We start from the raw sequence: 19,519 nt of genomic DNA, 5'->3' as shown, positions 1-19,519 counted from the left end.
TCGGGGTCCCTGTTACGGGTGTGATTAGGGATATTCTCCCCCTGTGCTGATATCGGAGCCGCGCACTGTGCCGGCGGCGGCCGCCGTTGACCCACCCTTCGTCCAGCCCCGCTTACGGGTGCTCGACCTGCTGCGGTTCGTCGCGGCCATGGCGGTGGTGCTGTTCCATTTCGGAGAGACGCGCGCGTGGGGGACGGTCAACGCGTTCCCGGCGCTGAGCGGCGTGACGATGTTCGGCTCCTACGGAGTCCGGCTGTTCTTCATGATCAGCGGCTTCGTGATCCTGATGAGCGCGTGGGGGCGTACACCCGGCGAGTTCGTGGTCTCCCGGATCGCACGCTTATATCCGGCCTACTGGGCCAGCGTGATCATCCTGGGCGGGATCGCGCTGATGGGGTTCATCACCGACCACCGGCCCACCCTGAGCGAACTGCTCGCCAACCTGACGATGTTCCAGCACGGCCTGCGGATCCGTGACCTGGAGATCGTCTACTGGACGCTCTGGCACGAACTCGTCTTCTACGTGATGATCGCCTGCTTCGCGGTGGTCGGGATCACGTACCGGCGGGTTCTCGGCTTCATGGGCGGCTGGATCTTCCTGCTCGCGCTGGCCGAGCGGCTCGACATCTCGCTGCTGAAGGTCGGGCTGGCCCAGTTCGGGGCGCCCTACTTCATCGCGGGCATGTCCCTCTACCTGATCTACCGGTTCGGCGGCTCACTGCTGCCGTGGTTGTTCGTCGGCCTCGCCTACGCCTTCGGCCTGGTCCAGTTGCTCGGCGAGGGGCCGTCGGCGATCAAGCGGTTCGGCGAGCCGCTGGGCACCGCGCTCGTCGTCGGCGTGATCTCGCTCATGTTCCTCGTGATGATCCTGGTCGCGCTCGGGCGGCTCGACGGGATCGACTGGCGGGGGCTGACGCTGCTGGGCGCGCTGACCTACCCGCTCTACCTGTTCCACCACCACGTCGGGTTCCTGATGATCCAGTGGCTGAACCCGGTCCTCGGCCACCGGGTCACGCTGCCGGTCGTCATCGGGATCGTGCTGGTCGTGGCGTGGGCGGTCTACCGGTTCGTCGAGGTGCCCGCCCAGCCACGGTTGAAGGCGGCGTTGTCCCGCTCACTCAAGATCGCCGATTAGTCACTTCTTCTTGGGCGGCTTCGGCCAGGCCTCGCCCGGCTTGAGCTCGCGGTCGCCGAGCAGCGTGGAGACGGTGACGAGCCTGTAGCCCTTCTTCGTCAGGGTGTCGACCACGGTCTCCATGGCCTTGACGGTCTCCGGCACGATGTCGTGCAGCAGGATGACGGCGTCGCGCTTGGCGAACTTGAGCGTGCGCTCCTTGATGACCTTGGTGTTGCGGGCCTGCCAGTCGAGGGTCGAGCCCGTCCACAGGATCTGCGGCAGCCCGAGCGTCTCCATCAGGGAGCCGACGCGGGAGTCGGTCGCGCCGTTCGGCGGGCGCATGAACTCCGGCGTGATGCCGACGGCCTCCTGGATGACCTGCTGGGTGCCGGTGATCTCGGAGACGATCTCCTCGTCGGAGAGCTTGGTCAGGTCGGGGTGGTCCCAGGTGTGGTTGCCGATCTCGTGGCCCTCGTCGACCATGCGCCTCATCATGTCGACGCGGCTCCCGACCTTGCGGCCCAGGACGAAGAAGGTGGCCTTGGCCTTGTGCTTCTTCAGGGTGTCGAGCAGGGCGGGGGTGTAGGGCCAGGGCCCGTCGTCGAAGGTGAGCGCTATGCACTTGTGGCGCTCGCAGTAGGGCTTGGGCTTCGCGTTCGCCGGTGCGGCCGAGACGAGCATGGACGTGGTTAAGGCGAGGGCGAGTGCCCCCCGGACGATCACGCGCATGGTGCCGAATCCTAAGGGGTGTTCCTGGGACGACTCTGAGATCGGCACGAATGACCTCAAGTAGGGTGTGGGCACATCGCCGCAACGGAGGGGTGGAATCAATGCCGCAGTTCAGGGCCGTTCTCGACACCATGACTGCCTACACGCCGGGCAAGGCGGTCGTGTCGGCCGACGGACGGTCGTACAAGCTGTCCTCGAACGAGTCCCCCGAGCCGCCGCTCCCCAGCGTCGTCGCCGCCATCGCCGAGGCCGCCACGAGCGTGCACCGTTACCCCGACCCGGCGGCGGTCCGGCTGACCGAGGCGCTCGCGGCCCGTTACGGCGTCCCGCCGGAGCACATCGCGCTCGGCGCGGGCTCGGTCACCGTCGCCCAGCAGCTCTTCGAGACGGTCGGCGATCCGGGCGCCGAGGTCGTCTACGCGTGGCGTTCGTTCGAGGCCTACCCGCTGCTCGCCGACCTGTCCGGGGTCGTCTCGGTACGTGTCCCGCTCGCCGCCGAGACCCACGACCTCGACGCCATGGCCGCCGCGATCACCCCGGCCACCCGCATGATCCTCGTCTGCAACCCCAACAACCCGACGGGCACGGCCAACCGCGCGGCCGAGCTGACCGCGTTCCTCGACGCCGTCCCGTCCGACGTCCTCGTCATCCTCGACGAGGCCTACCGCGAATACGTGCGCGACGAGGCGGTCCCCGACGGCCTGACCATCTACCGCGACCGCCCCAACGTCGCCGTGCTGCGCACCTTCTCCAAGGCCTACGGCCTGGCCGGCCTCCGCGTCGGCTACCTGATCGGCCCCGAGCCCGTCGCCGCGGCGGTCCGCAAGACGATGGTCCCCTTCGCGGTCAACCACCTCGCCCAGGTCGCCGCCGTCGCCTCGCTGGCGGCCGAGGAGGAACTGCTGGAGCGGGTGGAGCACGTCGTCGCCGAGCGCACCCGCGTCCGCGAGGCGCTGATCACCCAGGGCTGGACGGTACCCGAGTCGCAGGCCAACTTCGTCTGGCTCCGCCTGGGCGACGACACCCCCGCCTTCGCCGCCGCGTGCGCCGCTGAGGGGGTCGCTGTGCGGCCGTTCGGCACGGAGGGTGCCCGTGTGTCGATCGGTGACCGTGAGGCCAACGACGTCTTCCTGAGCGCCGCGCAGGCGTTCAGGTCACTCGTCTCCGCTCGGTAGAGACCACCAGCGCGACCCCGGCGACGATGACGAGACCGGCGGCCACCATCATGGCCGTCACGGTCTCGCCCAGGAAGATCATCCCCAGCGCGACCGCGACGACGGGGTTCACGTAGGCGTAGGTGGACACGAGCGAGATCGGCGCGTTGCCGAGCAGCCACACGTACGACGTGAACCCCACCAGCGACCCCACGACGATCAGGTAGGCCAGCGCCGCCCACGAGCGCCCGGACACCTCCGACCACACGAGGTGCTCCCCGGCCAGCCCGCTGCACGCCAGCAGCCCGGCCCCGCCGACGACCATCTCCACGGTCGAGGCGGCGAACGGGTTCTTCGGCATGGGCGCCCGCCCCGACATGAACGACCCCACGGCCCACGAGAACGACGCCAGCAGGATCACCGCCACGCCGACCGTGCCCCCCGACATCCCGCCGGTCAGCGAGATGCCCGCCACGCCCACGAACCCGATGAGCACACCCGTCAGCGTCAGGACGTGGGGCCGGTCGCGGAAGACCGTGCGCATGATGACGAGCCAGAGCGGCGTCGAGGCGACCAGCAGCGCGGCGAGCCCGGTGGAGATGTGCTGCTCGGCCACGGCGACCATCCCGTTGCCGCCCGTGAGGAGCAGCAGCCCGACCGCGGCCGCGTCGAGGAACTCGCGCCGGTTCATCCGGAACGCTTCCGGACCGGTCTTGACCAGCAGGAACAGGCCGAGGATCACGGCGGCCACGACGAACCGGAGGCCGCCGGAGACGAAGGGCGGCATGGTCTCGATGACGATCCCGATGCCCAGATAGGTCGAACCCCAGACGATGTAGACGGTCGTCAGGAGGACCCACACGCGAATGTCACGACCGTCCCGCTGCATGGCTCCTGACAATAGCCAAATGGCGGCAAAGCCCTCCAGAGCGGGGCCCGAAATCGGGCATCAGCCGTACAGAGCGGGATCGCCTGACCCGGAGCCACGGCCGGGACGTCAGAGGTCGATGTTGCAGGTCCGGTACGAGCGGCTCGCCGTGACGATGTTGCCGTCGCTACCGAGGACCTCCAGCCGGACCGCGCCCGATTCGCCGTTGCCCACCAGGATCGTCTTGTTCACGGACTGACGCCGGGGGACGTCGAAGGAGATCTCCGTCCACGGCTCGCGGTACCACTCGCCACCCGACTCCGTCTGCCGCGCCCAGGCGTACTGGACCCGTCCGGCGGCGTTGCTCTCGACGTACCCCTCCAACTGGAACTTGTACGGGGTGGCGGGCTTGCAGGTGCCGGTGAGGCGGGTCATCCCGGTGAAGTCGGCCGTCAGACAGACCGTCTTGTAATACCGCGGCGCCGCCAGCCGGTCATAGGCGCCCGGGCTGGTGATCTGCACCCTGACGAAGTCGGTTCCGTCGGCACTCGGAACCGGCTGACGCTGGAAGGGCGTGCTGACGGTCTTGGTGCCCGGCTCGGTGAAGACGATCTCTCTCTCGCCCTCGGCGCCCGGCAGGTCCCGGCTGGAGGAACCGGTCCAGCGATAGCGGACGGTCTGCGCGATCGGCGAGGTGATCTGTGCGGTGGCCGTGTGCACGACGTCGGCGCCGCACCGGCCGGTGTAGTCGGCCGCCGGCTGGATCTGCGGCGCGTACGGAACGGGGTCGGTGCAGTTCAGGTCATACGAGACGACCGTGCTGAGGCCGCTTCCGTCGCGCAGGAGGACGGTCGCGCTCTGCCGCCCCTGCCCGTAGAAGTGCGTCGTGGTCACGGTGACCGTCTGCGACCCGGCCTCGGTGAAGAAGGCCGTCCCGTCGGACATGCCCTGCCACGAGTACCCGACCGCGCCCGCGCGGTCGGCCGTGATCACGGCGCTGAGAACGAACGACTTCCCCGGATGACACTGACCGGTGTAAGAGGCCGGCTCGACCGCGCCCGGCGCCACCGTAGCCACCAGAGGCGGCTCCGGGGTGGGCGACGGGCTGGCGGGCGGTGGTGCGGACGGGGTCGGTGACGGGTTGGTCGGCGGTGGTGTGGGCGGTAGTGACGGCGTGGGCGACGGATTCGTCGGCGGCGGGGTGGCCGAGGGAGTCGCCGAGGGGGTGGGCGACGGGTCGGCCGCCTGGGCCGGAGGTGCGCTGATCAGCAGCAGTGCCGACAGTGTCGCCAGGACACTCAATAGACGCATGTCTCGTCCTCTCAGGGTGATCGTGATCATCCTGCGGACGCGGACTTGCGGCTCGATGGCGGATGGGTTGGATCTCCGGGGCCGTGGTGTCTCGGTGCGGCTCGTTTTCCTGACTTGCATTCTCGTTTCGCAATATTGCGCAACTTGTGAACCGGTAGTCCCGCACTTTCGCGAAAGCGGGATGTGAATTCGATGTCCGGATATATCCGGATGCAATCGGATCTTGAGCGTGCATAAAGCCGTCGTACACGAAACAGAGCCCGGCACCCCCTTACGGGAATGCCGGGCCTCCGTTCTCTCAGCGGTTCAGCTTCTCCACGATCAGCCGGTAGAGCTGCCGGGGCCGCCCCGGTTGCGGTGTCCGGTTCGGCGGAAGCGGCCACGCGAGTCCCTCGTCGACCAGCGTGCGCAGCAGTCTCCGCGCCGTTCTCGGTGTCACCCCCAGCATCTTGCCCGCGCCTTCGGCGTCGACCACCGTGTCGCCGCCTTCCAGCTTGGCCGCCAGCCGCGCCAGCACCTCGACGCCCTTCGGCTTGGCGGGCCCGGCCGACTGCGGGGGCATCCGGGGCGGGGGCACCAGCGTGCGTCCCTCCCGGTCGACCGCGAAGCCCTGGGCCTGCTTGCCGGCCTGCGTGCGGGCCAGGGCGGCCCGTGCGTGGGTCTCCGCGTCGTGTGTGGTGCGGCCCATGCCGACTCCGACCTCGACCGCCAGGCCCAGCTCGTCGCGGATCCTCGCCGCGAAGGGCAGTACCCGGAAGCCGTCGGTCGCGCCGGCGATCGATCCCCGCGTGGCCACCACCAGGTAGCTGTGGTCGTCGATCGGCCACACGCTGGCGTTGATGCGGTTGGCCTCCTGCACCAGCAGGCGGTGCAGGGAGAGCCGCAGCTCGTCCCGCCAGTATCGCGGCGCCGCCCGCCTTATCGGCTCCCGCAGCGTCGGCACCTCGACGAGGATCACCGTGAGCTGGGACTCCTCCAGCCGGTGGTGTGCCCCGAGCAGGGCCGCCGTGTGGAGAGCGGTCCGGACCGCCGCCGACGTGGGCCGGATGCGGACCGTGGGGATGCCCGCGGCCGTTAATCGGTCGGCCACGCCCGGTATGCAGGTCAGAGCGCCTGTGGTGGCGCCCTGGCGGACCAGCCGCTCGTGGTAGGCCGCGATCGTGCCGGTCGCTCCCGGCTCGTCGCGGCTGTGCACCTCTGCCGTGGATATGCCCAGGTCCGCGAACGCCTCGTCGACCTCGCCCCGGCTCAGCACGTCGACGCTGACCCGTCTGGGGTCGATGCGGTCGTCGAGGGCCGCCCGTGCGATCGCGGCCGTCAGGGCCGCGCCGCCCAGTTGGACGTGGGTCGCCGGCATCGTCAGTACCCCGGCTCGCCGTGCCAGCTCGTATGGAATCGGGCTGGCGAATAGGCAGGCGTCGACGCCGCCCAGCCGGGTCACCTTGTCGGATGCCTCCTGCTCGTCCCGGTATGCGGCCGCCACGAGGCGGCACGGCACCGGAGCGGCGGCGTGTCCCATGAGCATGACCCGCTCGACGAGGTCATGGGGCCCCACCACACCGATGGTGAGGTCCGGCGTCCCAGCGCCCATTCCGCCCCCCACGCGGCCGCGCGGCGAGTCTTCAGTGCGCTCGACCAATGTTCGTCCCATCCCGCGTGCCTTCTCGATTGACTTCTCTTTGGAACGATCGCTCCCGGAGGCCGTAATGTCACGCCCGGATTTTCCGGAATACCGTTCTGAGAAGGGCGGCACGGTCCTTTCCCATTATGTTGTGGCTGGTCAATGCCATTATGGACGTCGAACTAGGCAAAAGGGGAAATCTCGCGTTCCACATCGGCGCCGAGGGCCCGGAGCCGCTGCGCGATGTCGGCGTGGCCCCGGTCGATGCGGTAGCCCGACTCGATCACCGTCTCGCCCTCGGCCGCCAGCCCCGCCAGCACGAGCGCGATGCCCGACCGCAGATCGTGCGCCTCGACGGTCGTGCCCCGCAGCGGAGTGGGCCCGTGGACGACCGCCCGGCTGCCGTTCACCTCGACCCGAGCGCCCATCTTGTTGAGCTCACGGGCCAGCGCGAACCGGCCGTCGAAGATGCGCTCGTGGATGTAGCTGGGCCCGTGGGCGAGCGCCGCCATCGCCATCAGTTGCGGCTGGAGGTCGGTCGCGAAGCCCGGGTAGGTGTCGGTGATCACGTTGATCGGCCGGAGCTGCCCGTCGCGGCGGGCGTGCACGACGGCGCCCTCCTGGAAGAACTCCACGCCCATCTGCTCCAGCTTCCACCGCACGACGCCGAGGTGTTCGAGCGAGGTGCCGAGCAGGGTCACCTCGCCGCCGGTGATCGCGGCGGCCATCATGAACGCCCCGGCGTCGAGCCGGTCGGCCATGACGGTGTGCTCGACGGCCTTGAGCTCGCGTACACCCTCGACGGTGATGAACCCGGTCCCCGCACCGCTGATGTTCGCGCCCATCTTGCGCAGCATCTCGATGACGTCGAGGACCTCGGGCTCCAGCGCGGCGTTCTCGATGACCGTCGTGCCCTGGGCCAGCGCGGCGGCCATGATGAGGTTCTCGGTGCCCGTGTGGGAGGGCCGGTCGAGGTAGAGCGTGGCCCCGGTCAGCCCGGCGGCCTTGATGTGGATCGTGCTCTCCTGCTCGTCGACCAGGGCGCCGAGCCGCTTGTAACCGTTGTAGTGGAAGTCGAGGTTGCGGGCGCCCAGACTGCACCCGCCGACGCCCTCGACGATGACCTCGCCGACCCGGTGCAGCAGCGCCGGCACGAACAGGATCACGCCGCGGAAGCGCGAGGCGATCTCCTCGGGCAGCACGGGCGTGTTCACACCCGAGGCGTCGATGACCAGCGTGCGCTCCGCCTCGTGGAACTGCACCCGGGCCCCGACGGCCTCGGCGAGCTCGATCGCCCGCCGTACGTCCTCGATCAGCGGGACGTTACGGAGGACCGTCCGGCCCTCTGCCGCCAGCAGGGCCGCCCCGATCATGGGCAGCACGGCGTTCTTCGCGCCTTGAACAAACGCGGTTCCACGCAGCGCATTGCCACCGCGCACGCGGTAACGAACCATGAATGAGTCTCCTCGGTTGGGGGTGGAGAGGATGGTGCGGCAGGTGCGGTAGCCGGGTATCGGCCCACAGTAGCCGCTAGCCGGGGTCATTCGCGGCGAAACCACCCCTGCGAAGTCCGGCCCGTAAGGCCGTTAAAGGCCGTCGCTTACGCGCCCGGTGTTCTGGTGGGGAATGCGAAGTTCGCCGGATTTCAGCGCAAGGAACACGAACGACTGATCGAACGGCCGAAACGCTTCGAAATCAGCCCCAGAACCGATATCCGCCCAGGTGGGGGACAGCTTCCCCCGCTTCCCGCACAGCGATTTTCGGTCTCCTGTACGCGACCACGGCCCGAAATCCAACACACCGCCACCACCGGCCGAGTGGCGCCGCCGGTGACGTACCGACAACGCGCCTTACCGGAATACCGCTCTTTCACTTGTCCTATTTTGTCAGGACGAAGCGGCCGGATCAGGGAAAACAGCGTCCAGTGTGGCTTGTTTCACCTGTCGGTGTCTTTGGGATGCTGGTGAGAGGCGTAGAGGATCCACACCGTCCGGGCCTCTTCGTCGACGACGTAGCGGACCCGTCCGCCACTGGTCACTTCGTACTCCCACTGCTCGAAATCACGTCCTTTGATGCGATACGTCCGGAGAGCGCCCCGGAGGCGGTGCCGTCGGGCGACATCGCCTCTGGACAGTAGGTCGGTGCGTAGTACGTCCAGGCATCGACGGGCGTTCCCCAGGGCGTGGCGGCAGAGCTCGTCCCAGCCCTTGACCACGTCGTTGGAGCCGAAGCGAACGTCCCATTCCGAGGGGGAGGAGGAACCGTGACCCGGTCACCGCGCTTAGGGCTCATTCGGGTACCTCGACCCGGCCGAAATCCCCGAAGGTGATCTGAAGGGCGGCCGCGTACTCCTCCGGGTCGGACTTGATGCGCGCGGTCGCGCGCCAGCCGGCGATGGCTTCCTGGGCATTGACGTCGTTTTCGAGTTCGGCCGCGTCCGACAGGGCTTCGACCAGTTCCAGGGTGAAGGACCGGAGCTCGTCCGAGTCGAGGTGGCGGACCCAGGGGAAGACCTCGCTCATCGCGATGACCAGGGTGCGGGCCGCAGGGTCGTGGCGGATCAACGCGAGGAACAGGCGTGCGGCCGTCACCAGGGTCTGGTCGCGCCGGTCTTCGACGTCGGCGGCGGTGAGGTAGAAGTCGGTCGCGTCGCGGTGGGTCACCCGCACCCGCCCGAGCCGGGCCGCGCGCTCGGCGACGGCCCGGGGGTTTCGCGACAACTCGGAGAAGGTGACCGCTTCTGCGGGAATGGCGCTCATGGCGCGACCCTAGTTCAGAACGTGTTCTGAACTAGGGTCAACGGCCGGCGGCGATGTCGTTTCGGTGGAAGGAGCCACGCATCTGGATGCGCCCCACGAGTTCGTAGGCCCGCTCCCGCGCCTCCGCCACCGTCTCGCCCGTGCCCACCACGTTCAGCACGCGCCCGCCGTTGGAAACCACCCGCCCGTCCTCCAGCGCCGTCCCGGCGTGGAGGACGTAAGCCCCCTCGACCTCTTCCGACAGGCCCTCGACGGCGTCGCCCTTCACCGGGGTGCCGGGGTAGTTCTCGGCGGCGATCACCACGGTCACGGCCGCGCCGGGGCGGCTGACCACTGCGGGCTGGGCGGCGAGTTCCCCGGTCGCGCAGGCGAGCAGCAGGTCGGCCAGGGGGGTCTCCAGGCGGTCGAGGACGACCTGGGTCTCGGGGTCGCCGAAACGCGCGTTGAATTCGATGACCTTGGGGCCCTTGCCGGTCAGGGCCAGGCCGGCGTAGAGGACGCCGGTGTAGGGCATGCCGCGGCGGGCCAGTTCGTTGACGGTCGGGGTGACGACCGTCGTCATGATCTCGTCGACCAGGCCCTCGGGGGCCCACGTCAGGGGGGTGTAGGCGCCCATGCCGCCCGTGTTGGGCCCCTCGTCGCCGTCGTGGGCGCGCTTGAAGTCCTGTGCGGGCTGGAGTGCCACGGCCGTCTTGCCGTCGCACAGGGCGAACAACGAGACCTCGGGGCCGTCGAGGTATTCCTCGATCACCACGCGCTCGCACGCCGCGGCGTGGGCCAGCGCGGCCGAGCGGTCGGTCGTGACGACGACGCCCTTGCCGGCGGCCAGGCCGTCGTCCTTGACCACATAGGGCGGGCCGAAGGTGTCGAGGGCGTCGAGGGCCTCTTCTGGGGTCGTACAGGAGAAGGCGCGGGCGGTCGGCACGCCGGCCGCCTCCATCACCGACTTGGCGAAGCTCTTGGAACCCTCGATCGCGGCGGGTTCGCGCGACGGGCCGAAGCACGGCACGCCGACCGCGCGGACGGCGTCGGCCACCCCGGCGACCAGCGGCGCCTCGGGGCCGATGACCACGAGGTCGACCGCGAGGTCGAGCGCCAGCGCCGCGACGGAGGAGCCGTCGAGGGGCGACACGTCGTGTAGTCGCGCCACCTCCGCGATGCCCGCGTTGCCGGGCGCGCAGTGCACCTCGGCGGGTCGGAGAGCACGGCAGATCGCGTGCTCACGGCCTCCTGAACCGATCACCAGAACTCGCACCCACGCATTCTCTCAGGCCCGGCGACCACGGTTATCCTGGGACCCTGTGATATTTTGGGTTGGCTTTGCGGTGTCAAGTGGCGATTGGAGGTGGTACGGGTGTCTTCTGGCGATCCCGTCAGTACGTGCACGCGCGCGTCTGACGTGCGCGACATCCCTCTCCATTTCCAGATGCACGCCGCCCGCATGCCCGCGCCCGTGTAAGGGGTGACTCCGCAGTTCGCGTGGAGCATGTGAGCTCGGCCTTCGAAGGGACCGACATGCGCTCCGCCACGCTTTTCCCCCGTCGTATCACCCGTGCCGCCACCGTGGCCTCCCCTGTTCTCGAGCACAAGAAGTTCCCCTGCGTCCCGTCGAGCGACTCGCTCATCACCTTCGGCGCCTACATCGGCGGCCGGAAGGTCGCGGCCGACGGAATAGCGCAGGCGGTCCAGTTGGTCCGGCAGCACAACGAAGACGCCGCCAAGCCCGACGCCTACGTCTGGGTGGGGCTCTTCGAGCCGGAGGCCCCCGAGGTCGAGTGGCTGGCCGAGACGTTCGGGCTCCACCCCCTCGCCGTCGAAGACGCGGTCAAGGCCCACCAGCGGCCCAAGGTGGAACGTTACGGCGACTCCCTGTTCGTGGTGCTGAAGACGGTCGCGTTCCTCGACCACGAGGTGCTGACCGAGTCGGCCGAGATCATCGCCACCGGCGAGATCATGGTGTTCGTCGGCCCAGACTTCGTCGTCACGGTCCGCCACGGCGCCCACAGCCCGCTCAGCGACGTGCGCGAGAAGCTCGAAGACAAGCCCAAGCTGCTCAACCGGGGCCCGACCGGCGTGCTCCACGCCATCGCCGACCACGTCGTCGACAAGTACCTCTACGTCGCCGACCAGATGCAGGCCGAGCTCGAAGAGGTCGAGGCCGCGGTGTTCGCCGAGGTCAGCTCGCGCGACATCAACCGGATCTACCATCTCAAGCGGGAGATGCTGGAGCTCAAGCGGGCCGTCGCGCCGCTCCACACCCCGTTCTCCCAGTTGCCGCAGCGCCGCATCATCCCGTCGGACATGCGGGAGTACTTCCGCGACGTGTCCGACCACCTGTCGCGCGTGTGCGAGCAGGTCCAGTCGAGCAACGAGCTCTCCGACTCGATCCTCCAGGCCGCGCTCGCCCGCACCAACGCCCTGGCCAACGAGGACATGCGCAAGATCTCCTCGTGGGTGGCGATCCTGGCCGTCCCGACCATGATCGCGGGCATCTACGGCATGAACTTCGAGCACATGCCCGCGCTCGACGCGGTCTGGGGCTACCCGGTGGTCGTCGGCGTCATGGTCGTCGCCTGCGCCCTGCTCCACCGGGCGTTCCGGCGCAACGGCTGGCTCTAGACGGCGGCGACCGCTTTGACGGAACGCGGCAGCGGGATGCCGCGGGAGGCCCACAACTCCCGCATGCGGTCGGGGTAGTCGGTCACGATCGCGGCCACCCCGAGGTCGAGCAGGGTCGCCGCCTCGACGGGGTCGTTGACCGTCCAGACCACCACGGGCAGCTCGCGCCGGGCCGCGCCCGTCATGAGCTGCTTGTCGACGAGCACCCGGTCGGGTGACAACACGGTCGCCCCGACGGCCTCGGCCGCGCCCGCGATGTCGACCTCGAAGTCGCGGATGTCGAAGCCCGCCATCCACACGGGGTCGATTGTCGCCGCCTCGACCAGCGCGTATCTGTGCGGCACGGCGTCACGCGCCGCCGCCAGGATGCGCCAGTCGAAGCTCAGGACGGCCGAGTTGTCGATGCGCCGGTGCCGCGCCAGTTCGTCCAGGACCAGGCCGGTGAAGAACTTCGGGTCGGCCGACAGGTCGGGCCGGGTGGGGTCGGACTTGAGCTCGACGTTCAGCCGCACGTGGTCGGCGCCGTAGGCGCTCACGAGCCCGAGCACCGCGCCCAGCGTGGGCATTCGGGTGTCGGGACGGCCGACCTGGGTGCGCACGAACGGGTCGTTCTCGCGCACCGGCCGGCGCACCCCCACGTCGAGGGTGCGGAGCTGCGTCAGGGTGAGCTGGTTGATCGGCCGGCCGACCAGTTGCTCGGCGCCGGTGTCGCGGCTCGTCACCGCGGAGACGGTCAGGTCGTGACTCAGGACCAACTGGTGGTCGGCGGTCAGCACGACGTCGAACTCGATGGCGTCGACGCCGATCTCCAGCGCGTAGGCGAGACCGGGCAGGGTGTTCTCGGGCCGCAGGCCGCGGGCGCCCCGGTGCCCGTGCAACTCAACAGGTCGGTGCACAACCGCGAACCCTACAAGGCACGCCGACCGGTCCCTTGTATTGGGGCTCCGATCGGCGTGGCCTGATTTAGACGAGCGACCTGATCTGCAGCGTCTGGGTGCGCCCGGGGCCGACGCCGATCGCGGAGATCGGCGCGCCGGACATGTCTTCCAGCGCCTTGACGTAGGCCTGCGCGTTGGGCGGCAGGTCGTCGAGGGTCTTGGCGGAGGTGATGTCCTCTTCCCAGCCCGGGAACTCCTCGTAGATCGGCTTCGCGTGGTGGAAGTCGGTCTGGGTCATCGGGATCTCGTCGTGACGCACGCCGTTGACGTCGTAGGCGACGCAGACCGGGATCTTCTCCAGGCCCGACAACACGTCGAGCTTGGTGAGGAAGAAGTCGGTCACGCCGTTGATGCGCGCGGCGTAGCGGGAGATCACGGCGTCGTACCAGCCGCAGCGGCGGTTGCGGCCGGTGGTGGTGCCGTATTCGTGCCCGGTCTTGCGCAGCCACTCGCCGGTCTCGTCGAGCAGCTCGGTCGGGAAGGGGCCGGAACCCACCCGGGTCGTGTACGCCTTCACGATCCCGATCACCCGGTTGAGCCGGGTCGGCGGGATGCCCGAACCCGCGCACGCGCCGCCGCTCGTCGGCGACGACGACGTCACGAACGGGTAGGTGCCGTGGTCGATGTCGAGCAGGGTGCCCTGGCCGCCTTCGAGCAGCACGAACTTGTCGTCGTCGAGTGCCTTGCTCAGGATGAGCGCGGTGTCGGCGATGTGGGGGCGCAGCCGCTCGGCATAGCCGAGGTACTCCTCCAGGACCCTCGCCGGGTCGAGCCCGCGGCGGTTGTAGATCTTGGTGAGGATCTGGTTCTTCTCGTTGAGGGCGGCCTCGATCTTCTTCTGCAGGATGCCCGGGTCGAGCAGGTCCTGCACCCGGATGCCCATCCGGTAGATCTTGTCGCCGTACGCCGGCCCGATGCCCCGCCCGGTGGTGCCGATCTTGGCCTTGCCGAGGTAGCGCTCGGTGACCTTGTCGATGGCCTTGTGGTGGGGCATGATCAAATGGGCGTTCGACGAGATCAGCAGCCGTGAGCAGTCGATGCCCCGCGCGGCCAGCCCGTCGATCTCCCCGAGCAGCACGCCCGGGTCGATGACGACGCCGTTGCCGATCACGGGTGTGACATTGGGGGACAACACTCCCGTGGGCAGCAGATGCAAGGCGTATTTCTGGTCGCCGATGACGACGGTGTGACCCGCGTTGTTGCCGCCCTGGTAGCGGACGACGTAGTCGACGACGCCACCGAGGATGTCGGTGGCCTTCCCTTTGCCCTCATCGCCCCACTGGGCGCCCACGAGAACGACAGCCGGCATGGTCAATCTCCCGGAACAAAAACCAAAGCCCCTGACGCAAGCGACAGGGGCTCTTGCAAACCGAGACTACCTGAGCTGCCGGAAAAAGGGGATCTCCGGTCAGTTCGACAGCGCGTCGGCCGCCTCCGGGGAGGAGTCACGCAGGAACTGCTGGCAACGTTCGGCCTCGTCCTTCTCACCGATCGCGTAGGCCGCGCGGGCCAGCGCGTTCAGGCAGCGCAGGAACCCCCGGTTGGGCGCGTGGTCCCACGGGATCGGCCCGTGGCCCTTCCACCCGGCGCGGCGCAACTGGTCGAGGCCCCGGTGGTAGCCGGTGCGCGCGAAGGCGTACGACGTGATGGCGTGGCCCGCCGCGAAGTAGTCGTCGGCCAGGGTGGCCCACGCGGCGGAGTAGGTGGGGAACCGGGCCGCGACGTCGGCCGCCTTGATCCCGCTCTCCATCATCTTGCGCGCCTCGGGGTTGTCAGGAAGCTGCGTGGGGGGTGGGCCGGCCAGCAGGTTCTCGTGCGTTTCCACAGCGGCTCCCGTTCTCGTGATCGGTCTTTGAACACTGTCTTACCTGTAGCGGCAAACCGTAATCATTTACTCCTGCAGATGCCAAAGGCCCGAATCTCCGTCGATCCGGGCCTTCCGCTCGACGCACTTAGCTCAGCTTCGTGCCGGCCGACTTGAGGTGCTGGCAGGCCTCGACGATGCGCTTGGCCATGCCGGCCTCGGCCAGCTTGCCGTAGGCGCGGGGGTCGTAGGCCTTCTTGTTGCCGACCTCGCCGTCGATCTTCAGCACGCCGTCGTAGTTCTTGAACATGTGGTCGACGACCGGACGGGTGAAGGCGTACTGGGTGTCGGTGTCGATGTTCATCTTGATGACGCCGTACGAGATCGCCTCGTGGATCTCCTCGAGCAGCGAGCCCGAGCCGCCGTGGAAGACGAGGTCGAACGGCTTGTCCTTGCCGTACTTGTTGCCGACGGCGTCCTGGATGTCCTTCAGCACCGACGGGCGCAGCTTGACCGCGCCGGGCTTGTAGACGCCGTGGACGTTGCCGAAGGTGGCGGCGAGCATGTAGCGGCCGCGCTCGCCGAGGCCGACCGCCTCGGCGGTGGCGATGGCGTCTTCGGGGGTCGTGTAGAGCTTGTCGTTGATCTCGTGGGAGACGCCGTCCTCCTCGCCGCCGACGACGCCGATCTCCATCTCCATGACGACGCGCGCCTCGGCGCACTTGTCGAGGAGCTCGGAGGCGATCTGGAGGTTCTCCTCCAGCGGCACGGCCGAGCCGTCCCACATGTGCGACTGGAACAGCGGCTCCTGGCCGCGGGCGACCCGCTCGCGGGAGATCTCGATCAGCGGGCGCATGAACCCGTCGAGCTTGTCAGCCGGGCAGTGGTCGGTGTGCAGGGCGATCGTCACGTTGTACTTCGCGGCGACCACGCGGGCGTACTCGGCAAGGGCGGTGGCGCCGATGACCATGTCCTTGACGGTGGTGCCCGACGCGAACTCGGCGCCGCCGGTGGAGACCTGGATGATGCCGTCGCTCTCCGCCTCGGCGAAGCCGCGCAGCGCAGCGTTCAGCGTCTGCGACGACGTCACGTTGATCGCCGGGTAGGCGAACCCGCCGGACTTGGCCCGGTCGAGCATCTCGGCGTAGACCTCAGGGGTTGCGATAGGCATCGAAAGTCATCTCCAATGAGAAGGATTGGTGTAGACCAGTATTCCGAAGCGTGCCCGGATGTGTGAAGCGCCCCGGGTTGCCGCCGGTCTTCATCATGCCGGGGTACGCTCTTCTCGCGATGGACGTCACGAATCTTCTCAGCGCCGAATGGTGGATCGTCACCTTCGGGCTCATCGGCATTCTCACCATCATCTTCGCCGAGACCGGTCTTCTGATCGGCTTCTTCCTGCCCGGCGACTCGCTGCTGGTGGTCGCCGGCATGGGCGCGTCGGCCGAGGTCGCCTCGGCGGTCGGGCTCGACACGCCGTTCCCGCTCGGCGTTCTCCTCGTCGGCGCGCCGGTCTGCGCCATCGCGGGCGCCCAGCTCGGCCACTACATCGGCGCGAAGGCGGGTCCCCGCCTGTTCGCCCGGCCCGACTCCCGGCTGTTCAAGCAGGAGTACGTCGAGAAGGCGCAGTACTACTTCGAGAAGTTCGGCCCGGAGAAGGCCGTCGTGCTGGCCCGGTTCATCCCGATCGTCCGGACCTTCCTGAACCCGGTCGCCGGCATGCTCGGCATGAAGCCGCGTCGCTTCCTCGTCTGGAACATCGTCGGCGGCGTTCTCTGGACCGATGGCCTGCTGCTCTTCGGCTACTACGTCGGCAAGCTGGTGCCCAACGTCGACCGCTACATCCTGCCCGGCGCGGCGGTGATCATCCTTCTCTCGGTGATCCCGATCATCCGCGAGGTCATGAAGAACCGGAAGGCGGCCAAGATCGCCGCCACGGCAGCCGCGATCGGCCAGCCGGGCGCTCCGGTGACCGAACCCAAGGGCAAGCACCACCGCGAGACCGCCTGACCTTCGGCCGATAGCCAATCGTAATAATCTTACTTTTTTGGACAGCTTGGTCTTTCCAACCGGTTACCGTCAGAAGAGTGGGACGACATAGGTCCGATCCGTTGGGGATCGCCCGGATCGTACTCATCGTGCTCGCGGTAGGTGCCCTGCTGTCGCTGATCGTGGTGGGTGTCGTAGGGCTGCTCACCGCCACCGACCCCATCGAGGCCCCCGACACCCCGGTTCCCCCCGCGGCCTCCGCGCAGGCCGCGCGGACCGCCCCCGCGACCCTCCAGATCGTCTGTCAGGCCGACCACTGCCCGGTCTTCGTCCGGATCCCCGGCGGCGACGTGCTGATCAACGGGCAGCTCTCCAAGGGGGAGCAGGTCGCCTACTTCGACGGCAAGGTCGACGTCGTCCTCGACGACGCCTCACTCGTGAAGATCTGGGAGAACGGTAAGCCGCGCCCCCCGGTGCAGCCCGGGGAGCAGGCCTCCTTCACCGTCACCCGAGGCCAAGGTCAGCCAAGTTGAACGCCGACCGATAGGGCACCCCGGCCGTCGCCAGGTTGTCGTCGCCACCTCGGTGCACGATCGTCGCGATGCCCACGACGACCGCCCCGGCCTCTTTCAGTGCCTGTACGGCGGTCAGCACCGACCCCCCGGTGGTGGTGGTGTCCTCCACGGCCAGCACCCGGCGTCCGGCGACGTCGGGGCCTTCGATGCGGCGCTGGAGGCCGTGGGCCTTGCCCTCCTTGCGGACCACGAAGGCGTCGAGCCGCTCGCCCCGCGCGGCGGCGGCGTGCACCATCGCGGTGGCCACCGGGTCGGCGCCCAGGGTCAGCCCGCCGACGGCGTCGAAGCCGAGGTCTCCGGTCAGGTCGAGCATCACCCGGCCCACCAGCGGCGCCGCCGTGCCGTCGAGGGTCACGCGGCGCAGGTCGACGTAGTAGTCGGCCTCCTTGCCCGAGGAAAGGGTCACCCGGCCGTGCACGACGGCCTTGTTCTTGATCTCGTCCAGCAGAAGCTCTCGGTCAGTCATGGCCCTCAGCGTATTGACCGTCTGAGCAAGTCAGTTTTCCTGACTCGGTCGAGTCGCGTTAGGAGACGGCCTGGACGCGGAATCATCAGGCGGTCAACCTAAGGTAATCGAGAGGTAACATTGAGTGTGCAAATCGGGCAAAGCGACGCGCAATTGCTCGACGCCCTCCGGGCCGGCGACTCCGCCGCCTACGGCGCCCTCTACGAACGCCACCGCCCCGCCGCCCGCGCCGTCGCGCGCCACCTGCTCCGTCACGGGGCGATCGACGACGCCGACGACATCGTCGCCGAGACCTTCACCCGCATCCTCGACCTGATCCGCCGAGGCGGCGGCCCGAGGGCGGAGTTCCGTCCATATCTCCTCGCCGCCGTCCGCCGCGCCGTCTACGACCGCGCCGACCGCCGCGACGTCCCCACCCACGAGATCGAGCGGTACGCCCCCGGCGAGCCCTTCGTCGATCCGGCGCTGGCGCGCTGCGAACGGGCCGACGTCGCCAGGGCCTTCCGGTCCCTGCCCGAACGCTGGCGCGAGGTCCTGTGGCACACCGCCGTCGAAGACCACCAGGCGGCCGAGATCGCGCCGCTCATGGGGCTGACGGCCAACGGCGTGGCGGCCCTGGCCTATCGCGCCAGAAGAGGTCTGCGAGACGCCTACCTGCGCACGTGACCGGAGGCAATAACGGGACAAACTGGTACGGTCCCGGAGGAGACAATCGGCGGGATTCATCCTCGCGCCATCAGCCACCCGATTACCCTGAGATGGCCACGTTAAGGAAGGCGGTGTCGCGTGGATCGCTGCGCGCTTTTCGTCGACGCCGGCTATCTGCTGGCCGATGGCGCGATGGCCGTTCACGGGACCCGCCACCGTGAGGCCGTCACTTGGGACTACCCCGGTCTCCTCCAACTGCTGACCAACCTCGCCCGCGAACGCACCGGCCTGCCGCTGCTGCGCTGCTACTGGTACGAGGCGACGGTCGAGGGCCGCCGCACGCCCGAACACGACGTGCTGGCCGACATCCCCGGCCTCAAGCTCCGCCTGGCCCGCATCCGGCCGGGCCGCCGTGAGGGCGTCGACGCCCAGGTCCACCGCGACCTGATGACCCTGGCCCGCAACAACGCCGTCTGCGACGCGGTCGTGGTCAGCGGCGACGAAGACCTGGCCCAGGTGGTCAGCGACGCGCAGGACCTCGGCATCCGGGTCACCGTGATCTCCATCGCCTCCGACGGGAGCTGGGCCGTCTCCCGCACCCTCCGCCAGGAGTGCGACGACCTGGTCGAGATGAGCGGCGGCCATCTGCGCCCCTTCGTGACCCTCTCGACCGGCGCCGAAGCCGCTCAGAACGGCACCAGAACCACCGGGGCCCTCCCGGCCCTCAACGGCGCCCAGGCCGCCCTGCCGCCCCCCGCCCCGGCGCCCGCCCCGCCCCCGCCGCCCCAGGTGGCCCAGCCCCAGTCGAAGGGCTCCCACGCGGCCCCGAGGCAGCAGACCCCGACCTACACCTACAACCCCACCCCCGAGCCGCCTCCCCAGCCCGCGCCGCCGCCCCCCGCCGCGCCCCCGCAGCCCCAA

19 protein-coding genes are annotated in these 19,519 nt (G+C 68.9%); 7 read left to right on the top strand and 12 right to left on the bottom strand.

Annotated elements, in window-relative coordinates; all coding sequences use genetic code 11:
* Window positions 1–43: 43 nt before the first annotated feature.
* Window positions 44–1,135, top strand: coding sequence for an acyltransferase family protein (locus AW273_RS21370; RefSeq protein WP_157556007.1), 1,092 nt, complete (start codon window positions 44–46; stop codon window positions 1,133–1,135).
* On the opposite strand, the gene AW273_RS21365 is transcribed toward AW273_RS21370, so the two are convergent.
* Window positions 1,136–1,846, bottom strand: coding sequence for a polysaccharide deacetylase family protein (locus tag AW273_RS21365; RefSeq protein WP_062350682.1), 711 nt, complete (start codon window positions 1,844–1,846; stop codon window positions 1,136–1,138).
* A gap of 101 nt (window positions 1,847–1,947) precedes the next feature.
* Between AW273_RS21365 and hisC the strand changes: the two genes are divergently transcribed.
* Window positions 1,948–3,021 (top strand): histidinol-phosphate transaminase, encoded by a 1,074-nt coding sequence (gene hisC, locus AW273_RS21360; RefSeq protein WP_062350679.1) that lies wholly within the window; start codon window positions 1,948–1,950, stop codon window positions 3,019–3,021.
* Here the strand turns inward: hisC and AW273_RS21355 are convergent.
* The 6 genes from AW273_RS21355 to purD form a co-directional block, all read right to left on the bottom strand.
* Window positions 2,996–3,889 (bottom strand): EamA family transporter, encoded by an 894-nt coding sequence (locus AW273_RS21355; RefSeq protein WP_062350676.1) that lies wholly within the window; start codon window positions 3,887–3,889, stop codon window positions 2,996–2,998. The two genes, hisC and AW273_RS21355, sit on opposite strands and share 26 nt — an antisense overlap.
* 108 nt (window positions 3,890–3,997) lie before the next feature.
* Window positions 3,998–5,179, bottom strand: coding sequence for a hypothetical protein (locus tag AW273_RS38000; RefSeq protein ID WP_198168275.1), 1,182 nt, complete (start codon window positions 5,177–5,179; stop codon window positions 3,998–4,000).
* A gap of 298 nt (window positions 5,180–5,477) precedes the next feature.
* Entirely contained in the window at window positions 5,478–6,770 is a 1,293-nt protein-coding gene (locus AW273_RS21345; protein ID WP_030456307.1) for a transcriptional regulator, read from the bottom strand.
* A 212-nt stretch (window positions 6,771–6,982) separates the two neighbouring features.
* Window positions 6,983–8,254, bottom strand: coding sequence for a UDP-N-acetylglucosamine 1-carboxyvinyltransferase (gene murA / locus AW273_RS21340; RefSeq protein WP_062350670.1), 1,272 nt, complete (start codon window positions 8,252–8,254; stop codon window positions 6,983–6,985).
* Window positions 8,255–9,088: 834 nt separating this feature from the next.
* Window positions 9,089–9,559, bottom strand: a complete 471-nt coding sequence (locus AW273_RS21330) for a hypothetical protein (protein WP_062350667.1) — start codon at window positions 9,557–9,559, stop codon at window positions 9,089–9,091.
* Window positions 9,560–9,596: 37 nt separating this feature from the next.
* Window positions 9,597–10,814 (bottom strand): phosphoribosylamine--glycine ligase, encoded by a 1,218-nt coding sequence (gene purD / locus AW273_RS21325; protein WP_062350664.1) that lies wholly within the window; start codon window positions 10,812–10,814, stop codon window positions 9,597–9,599.
* A 260-nt stretch (window positions 10,815–11,074) separates the two neighbouring features.
* On the opposite strand from purD, the gene corA reads away from it, so the two are divergent.
* Entirely contained in the window at window positions 11,075–12,178 is a 1,104-nt protein-coding gene (gene corA, locus AW273_RS21320) for a magnesium/cobalt transporter CorA (RefSeq protein ID WP_062351050.1), read from the top strand.
* Here the strand turns inward: corA and AW273_RS21315 are convergent.
* The 4 genes from AW273_RS21315 to fbaA form a co-directional block, all read right to left on the bottom strand.
* Window positions 12,175–13,074 carry a glycerophosphodiester phosphodiesterase family protein gene (locus AW273_RS21315; RefSeq protein WP_062350662.1) on the bottom strand — a complete coding sequence of 300 codons (900 nt, stop codon included), beginning with the start codon at window positions 13,072–13,074 and terminating at the stop codon, window positions 12,175–12,177. The genes corA and AW273_RS21315 overlap by 4 nt on opposite strands.
* Window positions 13,075–13,141: 67 nt before the next feature.
* On the bottom strand, window positions 13,142–14,425 hold the full coding sequence (locus AW273_RS21310) for an adenylosuccinate synthase (protein WP_062350657.1): 1,284 nt from the start codon (window positions 14,423–14,425) through the stop codon (window positions 13,142–13,144).
* Window positions 14,426–14,524: 99 nt separating this feature from the next.
* A complete protein-coding gene (locus AW273_RS21305; RefSeq protein WP_062350654.1) occupies window positions 14,525–14,941 on the bottom strand; it encodes a DUF3151 domain-containing protein in 417 nt (138 codons plus the stop codon).
* 127 nt (window positions 14,942–15,068) lie between these two features.
* Window positions 15,069–16,091, bottom strand: coding sequence for a class II fructose-bisphosphate aldolase (gene fbaA, locus AW273_RS21300; protein WP_062350651.1), 1,023 nt, complete (start codon window positions 16,089–16,091; stop codon window positions 15,069–15,071).
* A 50-nt stretch (window positions 16,092–16,141) separates the two neighbouring features.
* Here fbaA and AW273_RS21295 point away from each other — a divergent pair, with 50 nt between their 5' ends.
* On the top strand, window positions 16,142–16,930 hold the full coding sequence (locus AW273_RS21295; RefSeq protein ID WP_232327530.1) for a DedA family protein: 789 nt from the start codon (window positions 16,142–16,144) through the stop codon (window positions 16,928–16,930).
* A 128-nt stretch (window positions 16,931–17,058) separates the two neighbouring features.
* A complete protein-coding gene (locus AW273_RS21290; protein ID WP_157556005.1) occupies window positions 17,059–17,442 on the top strand; it encodes a hypothetical protein in 384 nt (127 codons plus the stop codon).
* Here AW273_RS21290 and pyrE read toward each other — a convergent pair.
* Complete coding sequence (gene pyrE / locus AW273_RS21285) at window positions 17,414–17,950, bottom strand: orotate phosphoribosyltransferase (protein WP_062350645.1); 537 nt, start codon at window positions 17,948–17,950, stop codon at window positions 17,414–17,416. The genes AW273_RS21290 and pyrE overlap by 29 nt on opposite strands.
* 126 nt (window positions 17,951–18,076) lie before the next feature.
* Here pyrE and AW273_RS21280 point away from each other — a divergent pair, with 126 nt between their 5' ends.
* Together AW273_RS21280 and AW273_RS21275 are read left to right on the top strand one after the other, a co-directional pair.
* Window positions 18,077–18,616 carry an RNA polymerase sigma factor gene (locus AW273_RS21280; protein WP_232327529.1) on the top strand — a complete coding sequence of 180 codons (540 nt, stop codon included), beginning with the start codon at window positions 18,077–18,079 and terminating at the stop codon, window positions 18,614–18,616.
* A 120-nt stretch (window positions 18,617–18,736) separates the two neighbouring features.
* The coding region (locus AW273_RS21275; RefSeq protein ID WP_232327528.1) for an NYN domain-containing protein at window positions 18,737–19,519 on the top strand (783 nt) is incomplete at its 3' end.

The sequence above is a fragment of the Herbidospora yilanensis genome, from assembly GCF_001570565.1.
GTDB classification, from domain to species: Bacteria; Actinomycetota; Actinomycetes; order Streptosporangiales; family Streptosporangiaceae; genus Herbidospora; species Herbidospora yilanensis.
Note: the sequence above shows the minus strand (reverse complement) of the source record. Positions and strands in the feature narration are given on the sequence as shown.